The sequence below is a fragment of the Streptomyces sp. NPDC096323 genome (assembly GCF_040302845.1).
GTDB lineage: Bacteria > Actinomycetota > Actinomycetes > Streptomycetales > Streptomycetaceae > Streptomyces.
Genome location: NZ_JBEOSI010000018.1, coordinates 21,568 through 46,036, shown reverse-complemented (window position 1 = coordinate 46,036; position 24,469 = coordinate 21,568). Strand labels below are relative to the sequence as shown.

16 protein-coding genes are annotated in these 24,469 nt (G+C 70.9%); 8 read left to right on the top strand and 8 right to left on the bottom strand.

The window, feature by feature from the left end:
• The first annotated feature begins 133 nt into the window (after positions 1 to 133).
• From ABTX18_RS34705 to ABTX18_RS34690, 4 genes are all read left to right on the top strand, one after another.
• Positions 134 to 1,504, top strand: coding sequence for an ABC transporter substrate-binding protein (locus ABTX18_RS34705; RefSeq protein ID WP_352126783.1), 1,371 nt, complete (start codon positions 134 to 136; stop codon positions 1,502 to 1,504).
• Between the two features lie 4 nt (positions 1,505 to 1,508).
• Positions 1,509 to 2,927: a carbohydrate ABC transporter permease gene (locus ABTX18_RS34700; protein ID WP_352126782.1), complete on the top strand. Its 1,419-nt coding sequence runs from the start codon at positions 1,509 to 1,511 to the stop codon at positions 2,925 to 2,927.
• Positions 2,924 to 3,847, top strand: a complete 924-nt coding sequence (locus ABTX18_RS34695) for a carbohydrate ABC transporter permease (RefSeq protein ID WP_206309562.1) — start codon at positions 2,924 to 2,926, stop codon at positions 3,845 to 3,847. Before ABTX18_RS34700 ends, ABTX18_RS34695 begins: the two co-directional genes overlap by 4 nt.
• A 257-nt stretch (positions 3,848 to 4,104) precedes the next feature.
• Positions 4,105 to 6,264, top strand: coding sequence for a bifunctional glycosyltransferase/CDP-glycerol:glycerophosphate glycerophosphotransferase (locus tag ABTX18_RS34690; RefSeq protein ID WP_352126781.1), 2,160 nt, complete (start codon positions 4,105 to 4,107; stop codon positions 6,262 to 6,264).
• A 51-nt stretch (positions 6,265 to 6,315) separates the two neighbouring features.
• Here ABTX18_RS34690 and ABTX18_RS34685 read toward each other — a convergent pair whose 3' ends face one another.
• The 5 genes from ABTX18_RS34685 to ABTX18_RS34665 form a co-directional block, all read right to left on the bottom strand.
• The gene (locus ABTX18_RS34685) at positions 6,316 to 6,690 is read right to left on the bottom strand and encodes a DMT family transporter (protein ID WP_240802753.1); all 375 of its coding nucleotides are present in this window, start codon (positions 6,688 to 6,690) and stop codon (positions 6,316 to 6,318) included.
• A gap of 70 nt (positions 6,691 to 6,760) precedes the next feature.
• Positions 6,761 to 8,275 carry a methyltransferase domain-containing protein gene (locus ABTX18_RS34680; RefSeq protein WP_352126780.1) on the bottom strand — a complete coding sequence of 505 codons (1,515 nt, stop codon included), beginning with the start codon at positions 8,273 to 8,275 and terminating at the stop codon, positions 6,761 to 6,763.
• A gap of 62 nt (positions 8,276 to 8,337) precedes the next feature.
• Entirely contained in the window at positions 8,338 to 9,576 is a 1,239-nt protein-coding gene (locus tag ABTX18_RS34675) for a glycosyltransferase family 39 protein (RefSeq protein WP_503061263.1), read from the bottom strand.
• A gap of 161 nt (positions 9,577 to 9,737) precedes the next feature.
• Positions 9,738 to 13,346 carry a bifunctional glycosyltransferase/CDP-glycerol:glycerophosphate glycerophosphotransferase gene (locus ABTX18_RS34670; protein WP_503061262.1) on the bottom strand — a complete coding sequence of 1,203 codons (3,609 nt, stop codon included), beginning with the start codon at positions 13,344 to 13,346 and terminating at the stop codon, positions 9,738 to 9,740.
• A gap of 137 nt (positions 13,347 to 13,483) precedes the next feature.
• Positions 13,484 to 14,095 carry a TetR/AcrR family transcriptional regulator gene (locus ABTX18_RS34665; RefSeq protein WP_352126777.1) on the bottom strand — a complete coding sequence of 204 codons (612 nt, stop codon included), beginning with the start codon at positions 14,093 to 14,095 and terminating at the stop codon, positions 13,484 to 13,486.
• 136 nt (positions 14,096 to 14,231) lie between these two features.
• On the opposite strand from ABTX18_RS34665, the gene ABTX18_RS34660 reads away from it, so the two are divergent.
• Complete coding sequence (locus ABTX18_RS34660) at positions 14,232 to 15,185, top strand: ABC transporter permease (RefSeq protein ID WP_352126776.1); 954 nt, start codon at positions 14,232 to 14,234, stop codon at positions 15,183 to 15,185.
• Positions 15,178 to 15,957 carry an ABC transporter ATP-binding protein gene (locus ABTX18_RS34655; RefSeq protein ID WP_352126775.1) on the top strand — a complete coding sequence of 260 codons (780 nt, stop codon included), beginning with the start codon at positions 15,178 to 15,180 and terminating at the stop codon, positions 15,955 to 15,957. Before ABTX18_RS34660 ends, ABTX18_RS34655 begins: the two co-directional genes overlap by 8 nt.
• A gap of 155 nt (positions 15,958 to 16,112) precedes the next feature.
• Here the strand turns inward: ABTX18_RS34655 and ABTX18_RS34650 are convergent, their stop codons facing one another.
• Positions 16,113 to 21,146 carry an NAD-glutamate dehydrogenase gene (locus ABTX18_RS34650; protein ID WP_352126774.1) on the bottom strand — a complete coding sequence of 1,678 codons (5,034 nt, stop codon included), beginning with the start codon at positions 21,144 to 21,146 and terminating at the stop codon, positions 16,113 to 16,115.
• 397 nt (positions 21,147 to 21,543) lie between these two features.
• Here ABTX18_RS34650 and ABTX18_RS34645 point away from each other — a divergent pair, with 397 nt between their 5' ends.
• Positions 21,544 to 22,110 carry a DJ-1/PfpI family protein gene (locus tag ABTX18_RS34645; protein ID WP_352126773.1) on the top strand — a complete coding sequence of 189 codons (567 nt, stop codon included), beginning with the start codon at positions 21,544 to 21,546 and terminating at the stop codon, positions 22,108 to 22,110.
• 43 nt (positions 22,111 to 22,153) lie between these two features.
• On the opposite strand, the gene ABTX18_RS34640 is transcribed toward ABTX18_RS34645, so the two are convergent.
• Both ABTX18_RS34640 and ABTX18_RS34635 read right to left on the bottom strand, forming a co-directional pair.
• Positions 22,154 to 22,825 (bottom strand): HAD family hydrolase, encoded by a 672-nt coding sequence (locus tag ABTX18_RS34640; protein WP_352126772.1) that lies wholly within the window; start codon positions 22,823 to 22,825, stop codon positions 22,154 to 22,156.
• A 93-nt stretch (positions 22,826 to 22,918) separates the two neighbouring features.
• Positions 22,919 to 23,425 carry a DUF6912 family protein gene (locus tag ABTX18_RS34635; RefSeq protein ID WP_136330054.1) on the bottom strand — a complete coding sequence of 169 codons (507 nt, stop codon included), beginning with the start codon at positions 23,423 to 23,425 and terminating at the stop codon, positions 22,919 to 22,921.
• Positions 23,426 to 23,714: 289 nt separating this feature from the next.
• Here ABTX18_RS34635 and ABTX18_RS34630 point away from each other — a divergent pair, with 289 nt between their 5' ends.
• On the top strand, positions 23,715 to 24,134 hold the full coding sequence (locus ABTX18_RS34630; RefSeq protein WP_352126771.1) for an Rv3235 family protein: 420 nt from the start codon (positions 23,715 to 23,717) through the stop codon (positions 24,132 to 24,134).
• Positions 24,135 to 24,469 lie beyond the last annotated feature (335 nt).

Genomic DNA, 24,469 nt, shown 5'->3' with positions numbered 1-24,469 from the left:
CCCGATGTTGGTATTGCGGCACCCGGACGCCGGGCGTAGGACTGTGCGCACAGGACGACGTGACAAGGGAGCGGCACCGTCGGAACTCCGGCCGGTGCCGGTCCGTGCACGCGCACAGGAGAACGGGGCAGGGATGCGCACAACTCTTCCGATTCGCAGGGCCGCCTTGGTGTTCACCGCCATCGGCGCGCTGGCCCTCACGGGCTGCGGCAACGACGGTGACGGCGGAAAGGAGTCGAAGGACGGGGGCGGCCCGTCCAAGGGGACGGACACCGCGCCGAGCGTCGTATTACCGAAACTGGACGGCGAGAAGATCTCGGTCGCCGCGGTGTGGACCGGGCCCGAGCAGGCCAACTTCGTCAAGGTCCTCAAGGAGTTCGAGAAGCGCACGGGCGCGACGGTGACGTTCGTGCCGGCACAGGACCCGATCGTCAACTTCCTCGGTACGAAGATCGCGGGCGGCCAGCCGCCGGACGTCGCGATGATCCCGCAGGTCGGCGCGATCAAGCAGGCCGTCGAGAAGAAGTGGGCCAAGCCGGTCGGAGCCGAGGCGAAGGCCCAGCTCGCCAAAAACTACTCCCAGGTCTGGCAGGACCTCGGAGCAGTGGACGGCGCGCAGTACGGCGTGTACTTCAAGGCCGCCAACAAGTCCCTGATCTGGTACAACGCCGAGGCGTTCGAGAACGCCGGCGCGAGTGAGCCGAAGACCTGGAAGGACTTCCTGGCGACGGCGGAGACCGTGTCCGCGTCCGGCGTCACCCCGGTCTCGGTCGGCGGCGCGGACGGCTGGACGCTCACCGACTGGTTCGAGAACGTCTACCTCTCGCAGGCGGGCCCGGAGAAGTACGACCAGCTGGCCCAGCACAAGATCAAGTGGACGGACCCGTCCGTCAAGGACGCCCTGACCACGCTGGCGCAGCTGTTCGGCAAGCCGTCCCTGATCGCCGGCGGCGCCGACGGCGCGCTGCAGACGGAGTTCCCCGCCTCGGTCACCCAGACCTTCACCGGCGGTGCCCAGCCCAAGGGCGCCATGGTCTTCGAGGGCGACTTCGTCGGCGTCAACATCGCGCAGACGAAGGCCAAGATCGGTACGGACGCCAAGGTGTTCCCGTTCCCCGCGGTCGGCGCGGAGTCGCCGGTGGTGACCGGCGGAGACGCGGCGGTGGCGCTGAAGGACGGCAAGGGAGCCCAGGCCCTGCTGACCTGGCTGGCCTCCACGGACGCCGCGAAGATCTGGGCGGAGCAGGGCGGGTTCATCTCGCCGAACAAGGCCCTGGACGCTGCCGCGTACCCCAACGAGGTCCAGCGCACCATGGCGAAGGCGCTGGTCGCGGCCGGTGACGCCGTGCGGTTCGACATGTCCGACCAGGCTCCGCAGTCGTTCGGCGGGACGCCCGGAAAGGGCGAGTGGAAGACCCTCCAGGACTTCCTGAAGAACCCGAAGGACATCGCGGGGACCCAGGCGAAACTGGAGTCCGACGCGGCCAAGGCGTACAAGAGCTGACGCGATGACGACAGCCGCAGCGGGGGGCGCCGACGAGGCGCTCCCCGCCGACACGCAACGGTCCGGCGGGCCCTCGGTGCCCGCCCCCAGGAGGCCGGTCTCCGGGCAGCCTCCCAGCGACAAGGGACGCAGGAGCGTGACCGGCACCCGCAGGGTCATCGCGGCGCTGTTCCTGCTGCCCGCGCTGGTCCTGCTCGGCGCGCTCGTGGTGTATCCGATCGTGTACTCCGTATACCGGTCGTTCTTCGACCAGGCGGGCACCGGATTCGCCGGCTTCGACAACTACAAGGCGCTGTTCACGGACGACACGATCCGTACGGCGGTCAAGAACAACGCGGTCTGGGTGGTCTTCGCGCCGACCATCTCGACCGCGCTCGGGCTGATCTTCGCGGTGCTGACGGAACGGATCCGCTGGGGCACGGCGTTCAAGCTGATCGTCTTCATGCCCATGGCGATCTCGATGCTCGCCGCCGGCATCATCTTCCGGCTGGTGTACGACGCGGCCCCCGAGCGCGGGGTCGCCAACGCCGTGTGGGTGGGCGTGCACGACACGTTCGCCGAGTCGGCGGGCTTCCCCAGGGCGCATCCGCTGCCCGTCCATCCGCTCGAGGCGGCGGGCGGTGGTTCCTTCGTGACGAAGGCGCCGGTACGGGCCGGGGAGCCGGTCCAGCTGCCGCTGGTCGGGGTACTGCCCGCGAAGATGCCCGCCGACGCGAAGCCGGCCCGCTCTGCCGCACCGGCCGGCGACGGGAAGATCACCGGCACCGCGTGGCTGGACTTCACCAAGGGCGGCGGGGGAAAGCCCAACGTCATCGACGCCAAGGAGCTCGGGCTCAAGGGCATCAAGGTGGAGGCCGTCAAGGACGGAAAGGTGGTGGCATCCGCCACGGCGGGCGCCGACGGGGTGTTCACCCTTCCCGCCTCGGCGGACGGCGCCCAACTCCGGCTTCCGGCGTCGAACTTCAAGGAGCCGTACAACGGGGTGGACTGGCTCGGTCCGTCGTTCGTGACACCCGGCATCATCGGGAGTTACGTCTGGATGTGGGCGGGCTTCGCCATGGTGCTGATCGCGGCCGGCCTGGCGGGCCTGCCGCGCGAACTCCTGGAGGCGGCCCGGGTGGACGGGGCGAACGAGTGGCAGGTGTTCCGCCGGATCACCGTGCCGCTGCTCGCCCCGGTCCTCGCGGTGGTGCTGGTGACGCTGATGATCAACGTACTGAAGATCTTCGACCTGGTGTTCATCATCGCGCCGGGCTCCTCGCAGGACGACGCGAACGTGCTGGCGCTCCAGCTCTACCGGTCCTCGTTCGGCACGGACGCGGATCTGGGGATCGGCAGCGCCATCGCCGTACTCCTCCTGCTGCTGGTGATCCCGGTGATGCTCTTCAACATCAGGCGGATACGGAAGGAGGGGCGCCGATGACGACGCCCTCGGCCACGGCCGCCCCCGCCGGACGGGGCGACGCCCCGGGCACCGGTGCGGTGAAGGCGCGGCGTTCGCTCGGCGCACGGCTCGCGGCCGCGGCCGGCGGCGGCGCGATGCGGGTCTTCCTCGTCCTGGTGGCCCTGTTCTGGCTGATGCCGACCATCGGGCTGATGCTGTCCTCGCTGCGCAGCGCGGACCGGATCGCGGCCACCGGCTGGTGGAAGGTCTTCACCGTGCCCTCGGAGCTGACCTTCGACAACTACTCCCGGCTGCTGGACAATTCGACGATCACCGATTCGCTGTTCAGCACGGTCATGATCACCGTTCCCTCGACGGTCCTGGTCGTGGTGATCGGCTCGCTCGCCGGATACGCCTTCGCCTGGATGGAGTTCCCGGGCCGCGACTGGTGGTTCCTGCTGGTCGTGGGGCTGCTGGTGGTCCCGGTGCAGGTCGCCCTGATCCCGGTCTCCAAGCTCTTCGGCGCGGTCGGGATCTTCGAGACGACGTTCGGCGTGATCATCTTCCACACGGCGTTCGGGCTCCCGTTCGCGATCTTCCTGCTGCGCAACTTCTTCGCGGAGATCCCGCGGGAGCTGCTGGAAGCGGCGCGGCTCGACGGGGCGGGCGAGATCCGGCTCTTCACCCGGGTCGTGATGCCGCTGGGCGGACCGGCGATCGCCTCGCTCGGAATCTTCCAGTTCCTCTGGGTGTGGAACGACATGCTGGTCGCGCTGATCTTCGCGGACTCCGGGTCGCCGCCGATCACCGTGGCGCTCCAGCAGCAGGTACGGCAGTTCGGCAACAACATCGACGTACTGGCGCCCGGCGCCTTCGTGTCGATGGTGATCCCGCTCGCGGTGTTCTTCGCCTTCCAGCGCCAGTTCGTCTCCGGCGTGATGGCGGGCGCGGTCAAGTAGCGGGCGGCCGGCGCGGTCGAGTAACCACCTGTATCGCGCGCTGGCGATCGCACACCCGCCCGTCAAGCAGGGGCAGTTCTGTTCACTCGAACAGGACTGCCCCTGCCCGGCGTTTCGCTTGGTCGAGGCGGTCAGGCGTAACTCTGTCACTCCATCGGACGTTTACGCAGGTACCCGCCCTCACCCCGGCGCGTGCGTCCCGTCGCGCGGTGCCCGGTACTGCCGTTCCGCCCGCCTGTGTCCGAGAAAGAGTCCGTATGCCCCGCCTGAGTGTCATCATCCCCGTCCGCCGCGCCCGGGGAAGTCTGCGCGCATGCCTGGAATCGGTGCTCTCCCAGTCGTTCGCCGACATCGAGGTGATCGGCGTCGACGACGGGGCGCCGGACGGTTCGGGGCTGCTGCTCGACGAGTTCGCCGCCCGGGACGACCGGATGCAGGCCATCCACCTCCCGGAGGGCGCGGGTCCGGACGGGTGCCGCAACGCCGGGGCCGAGCGGGCCGTCGGGGACTATCTGCTGTTCCTGGAGGCGCACTTCGTCCTCCTGCCGGACGCCCTGGAAGCCGTGACGGACCGGCTCGGGGCCGCAGGCGACCCCGAACTGCTGCTGTTCGGCCACCACAAGCGGCCGTTCCGCGGGCGCACCCGGCCCAGCAGGTCGCTGGAGCGGCTGGGCGAGCTCTCCGACGGCCCGCTGGCGGCTCCGGGACAGTCCGCGCTTCTCGACATCGCCCCGGTGTCCTGGAACCGTGCCGTACGCCGCACCCTGCACGAGGGCGAGAAGCTGGCCTTCGGACCGGGGCGGCACGGGGAGCGGATCTACGCCCTCCAGACCGTCGCCGCCGCCGAGTCCGTGGCCGTCCTGCCCGTCGCCTGCGTCGAGCACCGCCAGCAGCGCTATCTGCCGGGACTCGACGACGAGGCGGCGCCGGACGCGTCACCCGCCGGACTCGTCGAGGCCTACGCCGGGCTGATGGAGTTCCTCCGCGAGCGCCCCCGGCTGCTCCCGGTCCAGCCGATGCTGTTCGAACGGGCCGTCCAGGAGTTGCTGTCCGGCTATCCGGCGGTGACGCGCCGGCGTCGGCGGTACGTACGCTCCGTCGCCGCCTTCCACCGTACGTACCGGCCCGTCGGCCACCGCTTCCCCGGCGGCGCACGCGGCCTGCGCCCCCGGCTCATCGGCGGCGGCCGGTACGCCGCGCTCGGCGCCCTGGACACGGCGCTGGCCCTGCGCCGCGGGCTGAAGGCTGCGCCGGACGCGGTGCGGGACCGGGCCAAGCGCAGCCTGAGCAAGCGCTACTACTGGTGGCAGCGCAAGCTCCCGCTGGACCGCGGGCTCGCCGTCTACGCCGCGTACTGGAACCGTGGGGTCAGCTGCAATCCGGAGGCCGTCTACCGCAAGGCGCGGGAGCTGGCGCCGGGGGTGCGCGGGGTGTGGGTGGTCTCGAGGAACCAGGTCGACTCGGTGCCGGAGGGCATCGACCACGTGGTGCCCGGAACCCGCCGCTACTGGGCGACGATGGCCCGGGCCACGTACTTCTTCAACAACGTCAACTTCCCCGACCACGTGGTCAAGCGCCCCGGCCAGGTCCATGTGATGACGCACCACGGCACCCCGCTGAAGATCATGGGCATGGATCAGCAGGACTATCCGGCGGCGGCCCAGGGGCTGAACTTCGACCGGCTGCTCAAGCGGGTCGACCGGTGGGACTGGAGCGTCTCCGCCAATCCGCACTCCACGGAGGTCTGGGCCCGCGCCTACCCGGGCGCCGCCCGGAGCCTGGAGACGGGATACCCGCGCAACGACGTCCTCGCGACGGCCACCGCCGAGCAGGTCCGGGTGGTCCGCGAGGGCCTCGGTATCCGGCCCGGGCAGCGCGCCCTGCTGTACGCGCCCACCCACCGCGACTACGAGGCGGCCTACACCAGCCGCGTGGACCTGGAACGGTTCTGCGAGGCGGTCGGCCCGGACACCGTCGTACTGGTGCGGGCGCACTACTTCTACGGCGGCGCCGGGCTGCCCGCGAGCCCGTCGGTCATCGACGTCAGCGACCATCCGCGGATCGAGGACCTCTGCCTGGCGGCCGACGCGCTGATCACGGACTACTCGTCGGTGATGTTCGACTACGCGCACCTGAACCGCCCCATCGTGGTGCACGCCCCGGACTGGGAGACGTACCGCACGGTCCGCGGTGTCGTCTTCGACCTGCTGTCCGGCAGGCCCGGCGAGACCCCGGGGGCCGTGGCGACGACCACGGACGAGCTGGCCCGGATCTTCACCGACGGCGGCTGGGACAGCCCGGCGAGCAGGGAGCTCCTGACGGCGTTCCGGGCCCGCTTCTGCCCGTACGGCGACGGCCGGGCCGCCGAGCGCGTGGTGCGGCGGGTGCTGCTGGGCGAGGAGCCGGAGACGGTCTGACGCGCATGTGCTGAGGGGCCCGCCGCGGCGGGCCCCTCAGCACGTGCGGGCTCAGCGTTGCTGGCCCGCCATGACCGTGGCGAGCCCGATCACCACGAGCAGCGAGCCGCCCCAGGTCCACATCGAGGTCCGCTCGTGCAGCACCGTCGCCCCGGCGCCCACGATCAGCAGATAGCCGAGGGCGTTGAACGGATAGGCGATGGAGAGCGGCACCTTGGCCAGCGTCGACATCCAGGCGAGTGCCGACACCGCGAAGACCACCAGGCCGAGCACGACCCAGGGGCTGGTGGCGGCGCGCATCGCGACGGAACCGCCGTCCCGGCCCGCGGTGGCAGCGGCGCCCTTCATCCCGTGTTTGAGCATGATCTGGCCGCCCGCCGACGAGAAGACGGCGAACAGCAGCAGGATCAGACTGGGGAGGGTCAAGGCCTTGCTCCTGACTGCGGCGGCCCGGGACTCGGACGCCGGGGCGGGGGTGGGTTCGGGGATCGTCGCCTCAGACGCCGACGTTGTCGGCGGGTGCGTACGGTCGGTTGAGGATGTCCTGTACATCGACGTGCTCTCCAGCGATGATCGTCTCGGCCGCATGCGGGGTGAGCAGTGCGACGTGCTGATAGCCGAACAGGGTCGGCCGGATACGGGTCAGCAGCCTCGACATCCCGCCGAGTACGGCGGCGAGCGGCCCGCGGCCCAGGAGCGACCAGAACGGCGCCCCGGTCGAGGCGATGTCCAGGACGTCGTAGCCGGCGGCGCGCACGGTGCGGCGCAGGCTGGCCCGGGTGAAGAAGCGCAGATGGGTTTCGTCGAGGATGCCGCGGCGGTCGTAGTCGAAGGCCCCGAGCGCGACCCGCAGCCGTGAGTACCAGTGGCTGAAGTTCGGCACGGAGAGCAGCACTTCGCCGCCCGGCCGCAGCACGGTGGCGACCTCGGCGAGCACCCGTTCGGGGCGGGAGAGGTGCTCGATGACGTCTCCGGCCACGACGTAGTCGAAGCCGGTGCCGATCCCGGCCGGCAGCCCCTCCTCCAGGTTGGCGAGATGGAAGTGGGTGCACCTGTCCCGCACACCGGGCACCTCGACGTAGTCCACGCCGGTCACCTCGTGGCCGAGGGCTTCGAGGCGCTGCGCGAACAGCCCGCCGGAACAGCCCAGGTCCAGGACCCGGCCGGGCGGCATCTTCCGCATCTTCTCCAGGATGACGGCGTGCGAGGAGCCGTCGCCCTCCTTGAAGGCGTACTCCACGGGCTTGGGGATCCAGGCGCAGGTGCCGAACCCCTTCACCGCCAGCCGGTATTCGAGGACGTCCTTGACGACGTCCTTCGCGTACTTCATGCCGTTGACGTAGCAGATCTCGTCGCCGTAGTACGTGGGGACCGGGATCTCCTTGATCCGCATTCCCGCGTTCAGCAGCTGGACGATGATCTGGGTGTCGAAGTCGAAGGCGTCCGTGTTCCGGTCGATGGGCAGCTTCTTCAGCGCCTCGACGCTGTAGGCGCGGTAGCCGGAGTGGAATTCGGTGAGCTCCGATCCGAGCAGCCCGTTCTCCAGCCGGGTGAGAATGCGGTTGCCCAGCCACTTGTACATCGGCATTCCGCCCTTGAGGGCGCTGCCGGATTTCATCATCCGCGATCCGAACACGGCTTCGCATTCGCCGCGTTCGATCGGTGCGACCATCTCGGGGAGGAATTCGGGGGCGTACTGTCCGTCGCCGTGCAGCAGCACGATGATGTCGAGTCCGTGGGCGGCGGCCAGCGCGTATCCGGCTTTCTGGTTGCCGCCGTATCCGAGGTTCTTGGTGTGCCGCATCACCACGGTCCGCGGCATTCCCTCGGCCTGCGACCAGCGGCAGCCCGCGGTGAAGGTCGCGTCGTGGCTCGCGTCGTCGAGGATGAGGATCTCGTCGACCCGGGGCCGGAAGTCCTCCGGAATGCGGTCGAGGGTGTTCTCCAGCGTGGTCTCGGCGTTGTACGCGACCACCAGGATGCCGATCCTGGGGCTCGGGCTTTCCTTCACGGGGCGTTCTCCAGTTGCGGTCGGTGCTGGGGTCGGGGAGGGGGACGGTGGCGGGCCCGCGGTCAGGTGACGGCGGACTCGGAGGGCTGGGAGGGCTGGGAGGCGGGGGGAGCGGAGAGCCGCGACCGCCCGGTGCGGCCGGCCGGGTCGCCGTCCGGCCGCGTGGCGAGGAGGCGGCGGACGCCGGTGGCCAGTCCGGCCGCGAGGACGATCCAGCCGGCGGCGCCCACGTACAGCAACGGCTCGCTCCAGCGCACGGAGGAGCGTCCGCTGTAGCCGAGGACGGCGGTCAGCCCGAGCACAGCGCTGAACGCGAGCCCCTCCGGGAGCCCGAGGACGAACATTCCGGCCGCCGCCCAGGTCAGGTACTGCAGTCCGGAGGCGGTCGACAGGAGCAGCAGCAGGCCGAGCGTGAAGGCGACGACGCCCGGAAGCTGCGCGGGCCGCAGCCGGGCGAGCCAGGCTCCGGCGGCCACGCACGGCAGGACGAAGAGGAAGTGGCCGCCGCCCTGCATGAAGGAGATGGCGGAATCCGGCAGGCCGAAGACGTCGGCGAAGCGGATCAGCCCCCAGAAGCGATAGCCGCCGCCCGCGTACTCCAGCACGTTTCGCTGGAGGTCCTGCGGCACGGTCACCAGGACCGGCCCCCACACGAGCGCGAACACGGCGGCGAACCCGGCGGCGAAGCGGACCAGGACCGGCCGGCCGCCCCGCAGCGCGGCGACGAGCAGGGCCGGGACCGCCACGACGGGGATGAACTTGACGCTGATCGAGAGCGCCGCGGCGGCTCCCGCGGCGAGCGGGGCCTTGCGGTCGGCCAGCAGGTGGGCGGCGGCCAGGGCGAACATGACGGCGACCGCGTCGGTGTTGCCGTGGTAGCCGGACGTGGCGATCAGTACCGGGCTGACGGCCACGCCGACCGCGCACAGCACCGCGGTGCGCAGCGCGGCACGCCTGCGGACGATTTCGAACACCAGCAGGACGCAGAGGAAATCGGCGATCGACGCAGGCCATCTGATCAGCGTGGCGAACGAAATCCCCCATTCCGAAATACCGTTCAGCCCCAGCAGCATCCAGCCGGCCAGCGGCGGGTGATTGTAAACGGGCAGATGGGGCAGCTGCTGCTCATAGATGCGAATGGGGCCGTGTACGGCGATGGCCTCGGCGAATCCCTGGAAGAAGCGCACATCGGCGGGTCCCGGCACGTTCGCCGCGATGAGCGTGCGCGCGAGGAGGCCGATCGCCGCGGCAACGAGTACAGCGGCTCGGGCCCGTCGCACATCCCAGGTTTCGCACCACATTCGGATACCCATGAAAACAGAACGTAGCAACCTCACGACGCCGGACAGCGCACCGATGAACACACTTATCCGGCCCACGGCTCGGATTCCCTGCGCATCCGTGCGAATGCCACATTCTCCGAATCACTCGAACGGTTCACGCAGTGCGGACCGTTCGTGCGTCAATCCGCGTCCACCACCGCGTCACCCCGCGGTGGTGCGGCAGCGGCCGCGGCCTCCAGCATCCGGTCGGCAACCCGTACGGCCGCCCGGCCGTCGTCGAGATCGCAGAAGTCCCGCTGGAACGCCTCGTACGCCTGCGCGTGTCCCGCGGTCGCCAGGACCGGGTCGCGCAGTGCCTCGATGAGCTCCCCGGAGTCCGAGATCAAGGGGCCGGGGGCCCGGGACTCGAAGTCGAAGGCGAATCCGCGGAGCGTGTCGCGGTAGTACGCGAGGTCGTAGGTGTGGAAGAGCATCGGGCGGCCGGTCTGCGCGAAGTCGAACATCATCGAGGAGTAGTCCGTCACCAGCGCGTCGCTGATCAGCATCAGCTCACCGGCCTCCGGGTAGCGCGAGACGTCGCGGACGAATCCCGTGCCGCTGTCCGGGAGCCGGTCGCTGACCAGGTAGTGACGGCGTACCAGCAGGACGGTGCCCGGGCCCAGTTGCCGCTCGGCGGCCGCGAGGTCGAGCCGCAGGTCCATGGCGTAGCGGCCACGGTTGGCCGGCCGGTCCTCGCGCCAGGTCGGCGCGTACAGCACGACCTTTTTGCCGTCCGGGATCCCGAGGGTCTCCCGTACCGCCGCGGCGACCTTGGTCCGGTCGGGGGCGTGGAAGAGGTCGTTGCGGGGATAGCCGCACTCCAGGACCTCGCCCTCGAAGCCGAAGGAGCGGCGCAGCACGGGGGTCGCGTATGTGCTCGGGGAGACCAGGAAGCTCCACTGGCGGGCGCGCTGTACGAGGGTGGCGATGTAGGCGCGGTTGGCCTGGGCGGTGCCGGCGAGGTCGAGGCCGATGCGCTTGAGCGGGGTGCCGTGCCAGGTCTGGACGACACTCTGGCCCTCGCGCCGCTCGAACCATTCGGGCAGCTGGGTGTTGGTGACGATGTGCCGGCTGCGGGCCAGCGCCTCGTGCCAGGCGGCCGAACCGTGCTCGACGGCGGTGGCTCCGGCCGGGATACGGGCCTGCCGGTCGCGCACGACCCACAGGTGCTCCAGGCCGGTCCCCCGCCGGGTCAGCTCCTCGTGGACCGCGCGCGGCGAGTCCGAGTACTGGCGGCCGTCGAAGCTGCTGAACAGCACGGTCTCGCGCAGTGCGGCGGTGCGCTGTGCCGCGTAGGCGTCGCTGAGCAGCCGCCGGGCGCGCGGGCCGCGCTCCCTGGCCGGGAGCGGGGGTGCGCAGCTCAGCAGCAGCTGGTCGTGGAAGCGCCGCTCGATGACGTACGCACGGCCTGCCAGGGTGCGGGCCGCGGGCAGGGTGTGGTGGACGGCGGCCGGAAGGCGCAGGGCCGCGTCACGGGTCTCGTCGGTGGCGCCCTTCTCGCGGAGGAAGAAGTACCAGTTGCCCTCCCCCAGCGGCAGTTCGCCGCCCCCGCCCATCTCGACGGCTTCCGGCCGCAGTTCGGCCCTGAACCGCCGCTCGTCCCGCGGCCCGGTGAACGCGACGGGAAGGACGGCCTCCTCGTGATGCCCGCTGTGCCGGGCCACCAGTTCGACCGTGCGTCCCGGGTCGCCCGGAAACGTGCCCTCCAGGAGCAGCTTTCCGTCCTGCGTCCAGGCGGCCAGTTCGACGGCGGGCTGGACGGGGCGGTCGCTGATCAGCAGATTGCCGCGCGCGCTCACGGTGAGACCCAGCTCGCGGGGCTCGTCACCGGCCGGTGCGAGCGGGTATCGGCCCGGCGGGACGGGCCCGGGCACATCGATGGGGGTCCGGCGGCCGCCGGGGCCCAGGAGATGGACGCTGTACGGGATGCCCGACCGCCCCTCGGTGGAATCCGGCCGGGCGTCCAGGAGGGCGGCGAGCGGGACCGTGGCCGTGAAGCGCCGCCAGCCCGTCGCCGAGGACGTGGCGTCCTCCTGCAGCGTCACCGGGCACTCGAGGGCCGTGCCGGAGGGGCGGTGGGTGAGGCCTAGCCGAAGGTCGTGGCCTGCGAGCCGGTTGCGGAGCATGCCGTCGACGACGACGGCGGGCGACCCGTCGGCACTCTCGCCCGCGCGGTGCGTCTCGAAGCGTGCGTCGATCCGCTCGGCGTGCACGACCAGCCGGTCGGCGTCGAAGACCGGCACGATCCGGTGGTCACCGTCCGGCCGGTGCACGGGCGGCGCGACGGGGGCCTCGGCGGTGCTGGGAGCGGAGCGGCGCAGCAGGCCGTTCCTCGCGACGCCGAGCTCCAGGCGCCAGGTGACGTGACCCGCCGGGCCGTCCGGGGTGATGCGGAGCCTCGCCGGGTCGAGAACCGTCTCGAAGCCCGAGCGGTCGTAGTCGTGCAGGCTCTGCCGGGAGCGTGCGGTGGCCTCCGGCTCAGTGGTCCTGCGCAGGCGGAGCGGGACCACTTGGCGCCGGCCCGCCCGCAGCCAGCCGGCCCGGAATTCGGAGGTGCCCGAGGAAGTGGGGAGGTTGCGGATGTACGCGTACCCCTTCAGATGCAGCTTGCCGTCCTGCCAGCTGACGTCCCGCAGCCGGGCGACCAGAGGCAGATCGCGGCCGTCGGCCCGCAGCACCCGTCCCGGCACCGGCCGGGTCAGCGGTGGGTAGGCGGCCCGCCGGCGGCGCACACCGCGTACGGCGAACGCGCCGGGCTCCCGCTTGTCGAAGGCCAGCAGGGCCAGCAGTTCCTCCGTCCGGCGTTCGCGCACGAGGTGCCACATCAGCCGCAGCCGCAGCGGGAGCCCGTCCAGCACCGCCGTGCCGACCTGGTCGAGGAACGCGTTGGTGTGCGTCAGGAAGGCGGCGCGGTACGCGTCGTCGCCGTCGGGCAGGACCTCCATGAAGTACCAGAGGTCGTTGGCGAGGGCATGGGCCTGGTAGTGGTGCTTGTCGGCGGCCGTCCGGTTCTCCGCCAGGAAGGCGCAGACGCCCTGGACGTGCGCGACCCGGTCGCGGATGCCGCGGGCGACGGCCCGGCCGGCCGTGATCGAGCCGGGGCGGTCCCGCCAGTGGTAGACGGGGTCCTTGACGATGTCGACGGAGCCGGCCAGGAAGTGGGCGGGCAGCACGACCGGGATGTCCTCGTAGAGCACGCCGACGGGGAAGGCGAAGGCGTGCTCGTCCCAGAAGGAACGGCGGAAGACCTTGTTGCAGGCGATCCGGTCGGCGGTGAGTTCCCGGTCGCGGGAGATGTGGGTGCGCAGCCGCGTGGTCGCCATCGGCGCCCGGAACATGGGCGACTGCTGGAGCCTGCCGTCGGCCCGCAGTCGCAGCACGTTGCCCGAGGCGAGGTCCGAGCCGGTCTCCTCCAGGGCGCCGACCAGCAGTTCGTACGCCCGCGGCGGGACGACGTCGTCACTGTCGACGAAGGCGAGGTAGCGGCTCTCCGGGTCACAGTTGCGGACACCGGTGTTGCGGGCGTGCCCCAGTCCGCCGTTCTGCTGGCTGATCAGCCGGAACCGCTCGTCCTCGGCGGCGAACCCGGCGGCCAGGGCCGCGCTGTCGTCGGTGGACCCGTCGTCGACCATCACCACTTCGAGGTCGGTGAGGGTCTGCTCCGCGAGGGACTTCAGGCAGTCCGTCAGGAAGAGTTCCATGTTGTGGACGGGGACAACGACACTGAGCCGTGGCGGCATGGTGAGCACGTCCGTTCATCGGGGGCCTGGCTATCCGTATGGCTCAACCCCGTGAACGGCCGGGGGTCACCGGTTACGGTCCCCAACGAGTGATGTCGCGGTCATGCGTGCTGACGCGGATGGCCGCCGCCGCACGGCCGCCCCGCCTACGGTCGGCGGGTGAGGGCCGCCACGGCCGAGGCCGCCAGGTCGTCCAGATAGCCCGCGGGCAGCTCGCCCCTGACGACCGCGAGCCGCCAGTACAGGGGCCCCACGATCAGGTCGAGGGCGCGGTCCGGGTCGCTGTCCTGCGGCAGTTCCCCGCGGGCGACGGCGTCCCGTACGACCACGGCGGCGATGCCCTGCTGCGGGTCGAGCAGGGCGGCCTTGATGGTGTCGGAGATCTCCGGGCTGCGGGCGGCCTCGACCAGCAGGTCCGGGATGACCTGGGAGGCGAGCGGGTGGCGCAGGGCGTACGCGGCCAGTTCGAGTACGGCGCGGACGTCCCCGTACAGCGAACCGGTGGCGGGGGCCGGCATGCCCTGGGCCGCGACGGCGGAGACCAGGTCCAGGACCAGGTGCAGTTTGGACTTCCAGCGGCGGTAGACCGCGGTCTTGCCGACGCCGGCCCGCCGGGCGATGCCCTCGATGGACATCCGGGCGAAACCGACCGCGGCCAGCTCCTCGAAGACCGCGCTGCGGATCGCATCGGTCACGTCCTCGCGCAGCACGGCGGCTCCGGCGGGGACACGGCGGCGGCTTCCCGGGTCGGTGGTCATGGCCGAATCATAGTGGGCGACGACGAAACGGTTGCGTAGCGACGCCCTGGCGTCCTACCCTCGGCGTTACGACGATACGGACCCGTCCCGTCGCCTGGATGTGTTTCCGCCTTCCCGCCTTCCCTCGAAAGCGATCGTGGTGAGCCAGACAACAGCACCGGCCCCGGCGGACGCCCCGCCGCCCGTTTCCCCGCCCGCCCTCCTCCCGCCCGTCCACGCCCCGGGCGAGCTCGCCGCCCTCGCCGCCCGCCACGGGCTGACCGTGAGCGGCGCGCGCCCCGCACTGCCTGCGTACGTACGGCAGCTGTGGGGGCGGCGGCACTTCATCACCGCGTTCGCCACCGCCAAGCTCACCGCCCAGTACAGCCAGGCGAAGCTCGGCCAGATCTGGCAGATCATGACCCCGCTACTCAACGCGACGGTCTACTACTTCATCTTCGGCGTCCTGATGAGGACCAAGCAGGGCGTCAGCGACTTCGTCCCGTTCCTGGTCACCGGCGTCTTCATCTGGACCTTCACCAGCAACTCGATCACCGCGGGCACCCGTGCGATCAGCGGCAACATCGGCCTCGTGCGGGCACTGCACTTCCCGAGGGCCTCGCTGCCGATCGCACTGGCGCTGCAACAGCTCCAGCAGCTGCTCTTCTCCCTGGGCGCCCTGGTGCTGATCATGCTGGCGTTCGGCCAGTTCCCGCACCCCTCCTGGCTGCTTGCGGTGCCGGCCCTGGCCTTGCAGGCGGTCTTCAACACCGGCGTCTCGATGGTCTTCGCCCGGCTGGCGGCCCGGACTCCGGACATCGCCCAGCTGATGCCGTTCATCCTGCGCACCTGGATGTACGCCTCCGGTGTCATGTGGAGCCTCGACGCGAGCCTGGCCGGCGACCGGGTGCCGTACCTGGCGAAGCTGGCGCTGGAGATCAATCCGGCCGCCGTCTACATCGACCTGATGCGCTTCGCCCTCATCGACAGCTTCCACAGTGCGCAGCTCCCGCCGCACGTGTGGGCCGTCGCCACCGGCTGGGCGCTGGTGTGCGGAGTGGGCGGGTTCCTCTATTTCTGGCAGGCAGAGGAGAGTTACGGACGTGGCTGAGCGCACGGATTCCGCGGTGCCGACGGTCGTCGTCGACGACGTCCACATCACGTACAAGGTCAACGGCGCCCGCACCGGCAAGGGCAGCGCCACCTCGGCCCTGAGCCGGATCGTCTCGCGCCGCCGGACCCCCGGGGTGCGCGAGGTGCACGCCGTGAAGGGGGTCAGCTTCGCCGCGTACAAGGGGGAGGCGATCGGGCTGATCGGCTCCAACGGTTCGGGGAAGTCGACCCTCCTCAAGGCGATCGCCGGACTGCTCCCCGCCACGAAGGGCCGCGTCCACACCCAGGGCCAGCCGTCGCTGCTCGGCGTGAACGCGGCGCTGATGAGCGATCTCACCGGCGAGCGCAACGTCGTGCTCGGCGGGCTCGCGATGGGCATGAGCCGCGAGGAGATCCGCGCACGCTACGACGGCATCGTCGACTTCTCCGGCATCAACGAGAAGGGCGACTTCATCACCCTCCCCATGCGCACGTACTCCTCCGGCATGGGCGCCCGGCTCCGCTTCTCCATCGCCGCCGCCAAGGACCATGACGTCCTGCTGATCGACGAGGCGCTCTCCACGGGCGACGCCCGCTTCCAGCGGCGCAGCAAGGAACGGATCATCGAACTCCGCGAGCAGGCCGGCACGGTTTTCCTGGTCAGCCACCACAACAAGTCGATCACCGAAACCTGCGACCGAGCACTGTGGCTGGAGGCGGGAACCTTGCGCATGGACGGCCCGGCGAAGGAAGTCGTAGCGGCGTACGAGCGCTTCACGGGCAAGAAATAGCGTCATCCCAGGCCCGCCCGGCACTCCAGCCCACCTTGGCACTCCAGCCCACCCCGGCAACCCGAGCCCGCCCCCGCAAACCAAGCCCGTCCGGCGATTGAGGGCAAAGGCAAGGCGGCCACCGATCCGCACCGGCAGCCACCTCGCCCCCACACCTACACGTGCGTCCGCAACAACGTCCGCATCGTCCGCATAGCCACCGACAGATTCGCCAGATCGAACGCGTCCGACCCCTGGATCTCCTCCAGCGTGGAGCGCGACCGCGACAGGATCGCCGCGTTCTTCTCCTCCCACGCCTCGAACCGCTCCTGCGGCGACGACGACCCGTTGCCCACGCTCAGCACATCGGCCGTGAGCGCCGCGTGCGCCGCGTACAGGTCCTCGCGGATGGAGGCACGGGCCATCGACTGCCAGCGGTCGGCCCGCGGCAGCTCGATGATCCGGTCCATCAGCTGGGTGATGCCCAGCCGGTCCCCGAGGTCGTAGTACACCTCGGCGACGGACAGCGGGTCCTTCCCCGTACGGTCGGCGATCGCCACGATGTCCAACGCCGGGAAGGCCGACGAGAACCCGGCGACGCGCTGCGCGAGCGCGTCCGGGACACCCGCTTCGGTGAGCTCGTCCAGGATCGACTGGTACCACTCCTGGTCGGCGCCCCGCAGCATCTTGGGCAGGTCGGCCCAGACCTGCTCGACGCGGTCGCGGAAGAAGTCGATCGTCTCCGCGATCTCCAGCGGCTGCGGCCGGTTGCCGAGCAGCCAACGCGAGCCGCGCTCGACGAGCCGGCGCGAGTGCAGCCGGATCCGGGTCTGCACATCGGCGGCGACCTTGTTGTCGAGTGCCTCGACGGCGTCCCACACCTCACCGAGGCCGAAGATCTCCCGGGCCGCGAACTGGGCCCGCACGATCTCGGCGATCGAGGCGCCGGTCTCTTCCCGCAGCCGGTGCAGGAAGGTCGAACCACCGGTGTTGACCGTGTCGTTCACCAGCACCGTGGTGATGATCTCGCGCCGCAGCGCGTGCCCGTCGACCGCGTCCGGGTACCGCTCGCGCAGCTGCGTCGGGAAGTAGGCGTGCAGCAGCTTCTGCAGGTGCGGGTCGTCCGGCAGGCTCGTCCCGATCAGCTCCTGCGCCGCCGTGATCTTCGTGTAGGCGAGCAGCACGGCCAGCTCGGGCTGGCTGAGCCCCTTGCCGGCGTTCAGCAGCTCGCGGATCTGGCGGTCGGTGGGCAGGAACTCCAGCGCCCGGTCGAGGTGCCCGTCGCGGCCCAGCCGGCGCATGAAGCGCTGGTGGGCGTGGAGCAGCGAGGGCGCCTGGGCGCAGGCGTTGGCGAGCGCGGTGTTCTGCGCGTAGTTGTTGCGCAGCACCAGGTGGCCGATCTCGTCGGTCATCTCGGCGAGCAGCTTGTTGCGCTGCTTGACCGTCATGTCGCCGTCGCGCACCAGGCCGTTGAGCAGGATCTTGATGTTCACCTCGTGGTCGGAGGTGTCCACGCCGGCGCTGTTGTCGATCGCGTCGGTGTTGATCCGGCCACCGTTACGGGCGAACTCGATGCGGCCGAGCTGGGTGGCGCCGAGGTTGCCGCCCTCGCCGACGACCTTCCCGCGCAGATCCTCGCCGTTGACGCGGATGGCGTCGTTGGCCTTGTCGCCGACGTCCGCGTTCGACTCGACTGAGGACTTGATGTACGTGCCGATGCCGCCGTTCCACACCAGGTCGACGGGGGCCTTGAGGATGGCCTGCATCAGGTCGGCGGGCGTCATCTTCGTGACCCCGGCCTCGATGCCGAGCGCCTCGCGCATGTGCGCGTTGACCGGAATCGACTTGGCGGTGCGCGGGTGGACGCCGCCGCCCGCGGAGATCAGCGCCCTGTCGTAGTCGGCCCAGGAGCTGCGCGGCAGGTCGTAGAGACGGCGCCGTTCGGCGTACGAGGTCGCGGCGTCCGGCTTCGGGTCGATGAAGATGTGCCGGTGGTCGAAGGCCGCGACGAGCCGGATGTGCTCGGAGAGCAGCATGCCGTTTCCGAACACGTCGCCCGACATGTCGCCGACGCCGACGACGGTGAAGTCCTCGGTCTGCGTGTCGTGGCCGAGCTCCCGGAAGTGCCGCTTGACGGACTCCCAGGCACCGCGGGCCGTGATGCCCATGCCCTTGTGGTCGTAGCCGGCCGAGCCGCCGGAGGCGAACGCGTCACCGAGCCAGAAGCCGTAGGCGACGGCGACCTCGTTGGCGATGTCGGAGAACTTCGCGGTGCCCTTGTCGGCGGCGACGACCAGGTAGGTGTCGTCCTCGTCGTGCCGTACGACGTCCTTGGGCGGCACGACCTCGCCGGCCACCATGTTGTCGGTGATGTCGAGCAGCGCCGAGATGAAGGTGCGGTACGCGGCGATGCCCTCGGCCATCCAGGCGTCACGGTCCGCGGCCGGGTCGGGGAGCTGCTTGGCGACGAAGCCGCCCTTCGCGCCGACCGGCACGATGACGGTGTTCTTCACCATCTGCGCCTTGACCAGGCCGAGGATCTCCGTACGGAAGTCCTCGCGCCGGTCCGACCAGCGCAGGCCACCGCGGGCGACCTTGCCGAAGCGCAGGTGGACGCCCTCGACGCGCGGCGAGTAGACCCAGATCTCGAACGCCGGACGGGGCGCCGGAAGGTCCGGGATGGACTGCGGGTCGAACTTCATCGACACGTAACCGTGCGGCTCGCCGCTCTCCGCACGCTGGAAGAAGTTGGTGCGCAGCGTGGCCTTGATGACGGTGAGGAAGGACCGCAGGATCCGGTCCTCGTCGAGCGAGGCGACCTGGTCCAGGGCTCCGTCGAGTTCTTCGAGGAGGCCGTCGGTCAGCTCCGTACCGGCGCTCTGACGCTCCGGCGCCATCCGGGCCTCGAAGAGCGAGACCAGCAGCCGGGTGGTGTGGACGTTGTTCTGGAGGGTGCTCTCCATGTAGTCCTGGCTGAACGTGGATCCGGCCTGGCGCAGGTACTTGGCGTAGGCGCGCAGCACCATGGCCTGCCGCCAGTTCAGTCCGGCGCTCAGCACCAGCGCGTTGAAGCCGTCGTTCTCCGCCGCGCCGGTCCACACGGCGGCGAAGGCCTCCTGGAACCGTTCGCGGGCATCGTCGGCCAGGTATCCGCCGTTGGCCAGGGCCTGCGGAATGCGGAGCCCGAAGTCGTAGATCCAGGCCTGGGTGCGGTCCGCGCAGCGCAGCTCGTACGGGCGCTCGTCGACGACCTCGACGCCGAGCCGCTGGAGCGCCGGGAGGACGGCGGACAGGGAGACCTGCTCGCCGCTGCGGTAGATCTTGAACCGGCGCTCGCCGGGGGCGGCGCCGACCGGCTCGTACAGGCTGAGGGCGAAGTCCTTCCCGTCGTGCTTGAGGGCTTCGAGGTGGACCAGGTCGGCCACGGCGGAGCGCGGCGAGTGGTCGGCCTTGTAGCCCTCGGGGAACGAGTGACCGTACTGGCGCAGCAGTTCGGCGGCGCGCTCCTCCCCGCACTCGGCGCCCAGCGCCTCCTGGAAGCCGTCGGCCCAGGAGCGGGCGGCCTCGACCAGCCGGGCCTCGATCCGGTCCGCCTCGGCGTCGGTGAGGGTGGTCAGCTCGCTGCCGGGAGCGACCCGGACGACGAAGTGCAGCCGGGAGAGGATCGACTCGGTGTTCCAGGCGGTGAAGTCGACGCTGGTGCCGTTCAGCTCCTCCTTGAGGATGTCGATCAGCCGCAGGCGCACGCCGGTGGTGTAGCGGTCGCGCGGCAGGTAGACGATCGCGGAGTAGTAGCGCCCGTACTCGTCCTGGCGCAGGTAGAGCCGGAGCCGGCGCCGCTCCTGGAGGTAGAGCACCGACGTGACGACCGAGCGGAGCTGGTCGGGCGGCGTCTGGAAGAGCTCGTCGCGGGGGTACGTCTCCAGGATCTGCAGCAGGTCGCGGCCGTCATGGCTGTTGTACGAGAAGCCCGCGCCCTCCAGCACCTCGGCGACCTTGCGGCGGATGACGGGCACCCGGCGCACGGACTCGGTGTAGGCGGCGGACGAGAACAGGCCGAGGAAGCGGCGCTCGCCGATCACGTTGCCCTCGGCGTCGAACTTCTTCACGCCGACGTAGTCGAGGTAGCTGGGGCGGTGCACGGTCGCCCGGCTGTTGGCCTTGGTCAGGATGAGGAGCTTGTGCTCACGGGCCTTGGCCCGGGCGTCGGCGGGCAGCCGGTCGAAGGAGGGGCTGACCGGGTGCGCCTCGTCCTCGCTGTGGTGCGGGTCGGAGCGCAGGATGCCGAGGCCGGTGCCGGGCACGGCGGCCAGCGCGTCGGTGTCCGTCAGTTCGTACTCGCGGTAGCCGAGGAAGGTGAAGTGGTCGGCGGCCAGCCAGCGCAGCAGCTCCCGGGCCTCGTTCACCTCGTCGTCGGCGAGCTCGTCGAGCGGCTCGCCGGGCAGGTCGTCGGCGATGCGCAGCGCGGCGTCCCGCATCTTCTCCCAGTCCTCGACGGTCTCCCGTACGTCGGACAGGACCCGCAGGAGGTCGGCCTGGATCTGCTTGAGGTCGGCGCGGTCGGTCTCGCGGTCGATCTCGACGTGGATCCAGGACTCGACGAGCGCGTCGTGCGGCAGCTCCGCCTTGGCGTCCTTCGCCCCCTTGGCGTTCTTGCGGCCGGTCTGCGGCCCCGTCGAGATGCCGACGCCTTCGGTGAGGACCTCGATCAGCCTGCCGGTCACATCACGGCGGACGATGACCTGCGGGTGGATCACGACGTGGATGCCGCGGCCCTGACGGGACAGCTCGTTGGTGACAGAGTCCACCAGGAACGGCATGTCGTCGGTGACGACCTCCACGACCGTGTGGCTGCAGGTCCAGCCGTTCTCCTCGACGGTCGGGGTGTGCACCCGGACGTTGGCCGTGCCCTGCGGGCGCATCTCCGCGAGCCGGTAGTGGGAGGAGGCGGCGCCGAAGACGTCGACCGGGTCCCGGCCTGCGATGTCCTCCGGAGCGGTGTGGAGGTAATAGCGCTGGAGATAGGCGAGCAGTGCTTCCTGACGCGGACGCTCCTGCACGGCCCCGGTGCCGTCGTCGGCCCCGGTGGCCGCGACGTGCACCCGGGGGGCACCGCCCGGGCCACCGACACCACCGCCCGGGCTGATGTCAGCTACCTGGGCAGCCCGTGCGAGCAGCTCGGCCTTGGCTTCGTCCAGCTTGGTCTGCATGTCCTCTGGCTCCTGTCGCGCGCCGTTGCGTGACGTAGGTGAAAAAGGCGACGTACCGCCGCGACACGGGGTTTCCGGTCTGAGTCGACGCTATGCCGCTATGAGAGAAGCCCGGGGCCTTATCGGCCATTTTTGGCAGTCGGCCCGGGCTGAGGGGATCAGTCATGGCCCGGGTGCTGTGGCACTCCGGGCGCAGGCCGGGGGCTTCGCTGCCCCCGAGGCTTATCGCGCTGATCACGGGGTCCAGGCTATCTCGCCCGCCCCCGTCATCGTCACGAGCCGCATGTGTACAAAAGAAGGCCATGAACTTTGACACTCTGGACAGCGCACGGGCCCTGTCTGCCGCACTCTGGTACCGGCAGTCGGAACCGTCCTACGCACCGTGGGGAGCCCCGTCATGGCACCGAAGATCCTGATCGTCACCGGCGACGCCGCCGAGTCCCTCGAGGTCCTCTACCCGTACCAGCGGTTGCGCGAGGAGGGGTACGAGGTCCACATCGCCGCCCCCTCGCGCAAGACGCTGCGTTTCGTGGTCCACGACTTCGAGCCCGGCTTCGACACCTACACCGAGAAGCCCGGCTACACCTGGCCCGCCGACCTGGCCTTCTCCGAGGTCGATCCGGACGACTACGTGGCCCTGGTCGTTCCGGGCGGCCGCGCCCCCGAATACCTGCGCAACGATGCCGACCTGCGGACGATCCTCTCGGCGTTCTTCGACACGGACCGCCCGGTGGCCCAGATCTGCCACGGTCCGCTGATGACGGCTGCGACCGGCGCGCTGAAGAACCGCCGGGTCACCGCCTATCCCGCACTGGAACCGGACATGGAGACGGCCGGGGCCACCTTCCAGGACACCGAGGTCGTCGTGGACGGCACACTGGTCTCGTCCCGCGCCTGGCCGGACCACTCGGCCTGGATGCGCGAATTCCTGACCGTGCTCCGCACCAAGGCCCCGGTCACCTGAGTCGTCCGGCCGGCTAGCCCGGGCCCGCCCCACGGGCCGTCGGCTACTCACTCAGCTGCTGGGCAAGGGCCGCGGCCTCGGCCAGGGTGTCCACGACGGGCACCCCGGCCGCCTCCAGACTGGTCCGGCTGTGCGAACCACCGGTGAAGAGAACCGCTCTGGCTCCGACGTGGGCGGCGGCCACCGCGTCGTCCACGGCGTCACCGATGACCACCGTGTACTGCGGGGATATCCCGTCCAGCGCCGCGAAGTGCCGTTCCATGTGCTGCGCCTTGCTGCCGCCGGAGGGCCCGGTGCGCCCGTCGACGCGTATGAAGTGGCGTTCGATGCCGTATCCCCGCACGACGGGGACCAGGTGCTCGTGCCCGTACATGCTCAGCAGTGACTGGCTCCGGCCGGCCTGCTGCCACTGCGCGAGCAGCTCGGCGGCCCCCTCGGTCAGCCCGCAGCCCTCTCGCTGCTCGGTGTAGTGGCGGTGGAAGACCCCGTCCATCCGCTCCCACTCGGCCTCCGTGGGCAGCCGGCCCATCAGAAGCTCGTAGAACCGGGGTATCGGGACGCAGTACATCTCGCGGTACTGCTCCAGGGTGACCGGCGCCACGCCGACCTCGACGAACGCGGCGTTCGTCGCGCCGAGCACCGCGGTGATGTCGTCGAGCAGAGTGCCGTTCCAGTCCCAGACCAGATGTGTGCGGTGCTTCCCGTGCGTCCCCATGCGAGAAAAGTACCCGCTGCCACTGACAACGGGACGGACAGCCCGGCGCTCAGGCCGCCGGGGCCCCGCTGAACGGCCCCGGGCCACGGGCGCTCACCCGATCAGATTCGGGATCTCCTGAATACCGAACCACAACAGCTCGTGGTCCTCCGCGCCGTCGACGGTGAACTGCGCGTCGTCGTCACCGAGGTCCGCCGCCCCCAGCGCGGCCGCGGCGGCCGTGACGTCCTTGTCGGCCTCGTCGGAGTCGACGTGCACGGCGGCGGCCTCGGCCAGCGCGACGGCGGAGGCGATGGTGACCTCACCGAGCGAGGAGGCGTCCAGGATGTGGTCCGGGTCGGCGACCGCGGCGCCGTCCGGCACGTCGACGGCCACGACGACCCGCCGGCGGGCGGCTCCGGGGTCCCCCGCGATCATCCGCAGCGACGCGGACGCGGCCCGGTTGAGCGCCGCGTACTCCAGCTCCTCGATGTCGTCGGAGACGTACCACTCCCGCAGCGCGGGGGTCACCGCGTAGGCGGTCAGCGGGCCGGGGCCGACTTCGCCGGCCCGGTGCGCCGCTGCGAGCCCGGAGAGGGTCAGGGGGACGTACACGCGCATGGCTCAGGTCGCTTTCGTAGTCGGAACGCCCTCAGGATACGTGCGGCGTCCCCCTTTGGAGTTACGTGTACGGCCCCCGCCCCGTCCACCCGGCAACCGGCCCTCACCCTGCCCGGCCCGCCCCCGGCCCCCGCACCGGGCCGGGCCCGTCACCCGGATAGGTGAATCCGGGGCCGTTCACTCCCGGCCTACCGACGCTTGCGGCCGCCTCCGCCGTCACCGTAGAAGGTCCACAACAGAAGTTACCGCCCGGTATTCAGCCGGGCTCTGAGCACGGGGGCAGACAGCGATGAGCACGGACAGGACCCGGCCCGCCGGCCGGCGCGACGCACGCAGGCCCGAAGCCGTACCCGTACAACGCCGCCGGACCGCCCAGGGCGTCCGGCCCCACCAGTGGTTCGCGGAACGCCTCCTGGCGGTACTCAGCGGCCAGCGCCCCGTCCACTGGATGCTCGGCCACACGATCGGCGACGCCTACGACCAGCTCGCCGAACTGGCCCCCACCACCCCGCTCAGGAGCCGCGGCGCCCGCCCGGTCATCCGCATGTGCCGGGGCGCCCAGCCGGCCCCCGGCGTCGTGGAGGCCTGCGCGAGCATCGCGGCCGGCGAACAGGTCCGCGCCATGGCCTTCCGCCTGGAACAAGGCCCCGACCTCCGCTGGCGCTGCGCCGCGGTGGAACTGGGCAACACCCCGGTCCGCCGCCGCTGACCCCGCGCCTCCCCAGCCCACCCCTCCAGCCGCTCCGGCGTTTGAGGCGCGGGGGCCCGGGGGCGGAACCCCAGCCCCGCAATCCCAGCCCCGCCGGCGATTGAGGCGGGGGCCCGGGAGCGGAGCCCGCACCCCCCAGCCCCGCCGGCGATTGAGGCGCGGGGGCCCGGGAGCGGAGCCCGCACCCCCCAGCCCCACCGGCGATTGAGGCGCGGGAGCCCGGGGGCGGAACCCCAGCCCCGCAATCCCAGCCCCGCCGGCGATTGAGGCGCGGGGGCCCGGGGGCGGAACCCCCGGTTACGGGAAGGGGCGGGGAGGGGACAAGGCCCGCCGCA

Coding starts and splice junctions, on each gene's coding strand:
- ABTX18_RS34705 (WP_352126783.1), top strand. CDS start 134: ATGCGCACAACTCTTCCGATTCGCAGGGCCGCCTTGGTGTTCACCGCC.
- ABTX18_RS34700 (WP_352126782.1), top strand. CDS start 1,509: ATGACGACAGCCGCAGCGGGGGGCGCCGACGAGGCGCTCCCCGCCGAC.
- ABTX18_RS34695 (WP_206309562.1), top strand. CDS start 2,924: ATGACGACGCCCTCGGCCACGGCCGCCCCCGCCGGACGGGGCGACGCC.
- ABTX18_RS34690 (WP_352126781.1), top strand. CDS start 4,105: ATGCCCCGCCTGAGTGTCATCATCCCCGTCCGCCGCGCCCGGGGAAGT.
- ABTX18_RS34675 (WP_503061263.1), bottom strand. CDS start 9,576: ATGTGGTGCGAAACCTGGGATGTGCGACGGGCCCGAGCCGCTGTACTC.
- ABTX18_RS34665 (WP_352126777.1), bottom strand. CDS start 14,095: ATGACCACCGACCCGGGAAGCCGCCGCCGTGTCCCCGCCGGAGCCGCC.
- ABTX18_RS34650 (WP_352126774.1), bottom strand. CDS start 21,146: ATGCAGACCAAGCTGGACGAAGCCAAGGCCGAGCTGCTCGCACGGGCT.
- ABTX18_RS34645 (WP_352126773.1), top strand. CDS start 21,544: ATGGCACCGAAGATCCTGATCGTCACCGGCGACGCCGCCGAGTCCCTC.
- ABTX18_RS34640 (WP_352126772.1), bottom strand. CDS start 22,825: ATGGGGACGCACGGGAAGCACCGCACACATCTGGTCTGGGACTGGAAC.
- ABTX18_RS34635 (WP_136330054.1), bottom strand. CDS start 23,425: ATGCGCGTGTACGTCCCCCTGACCCTCTCCGGGCTCGCAGCGGCGCAC.
- ABTX18_RS34630 (WP_352126771.1), top strand. CDS start 23,715: ATGAGCACGGACAGGACCCGGCCCGCCGGCCGGCGCGACGCACGCAGG.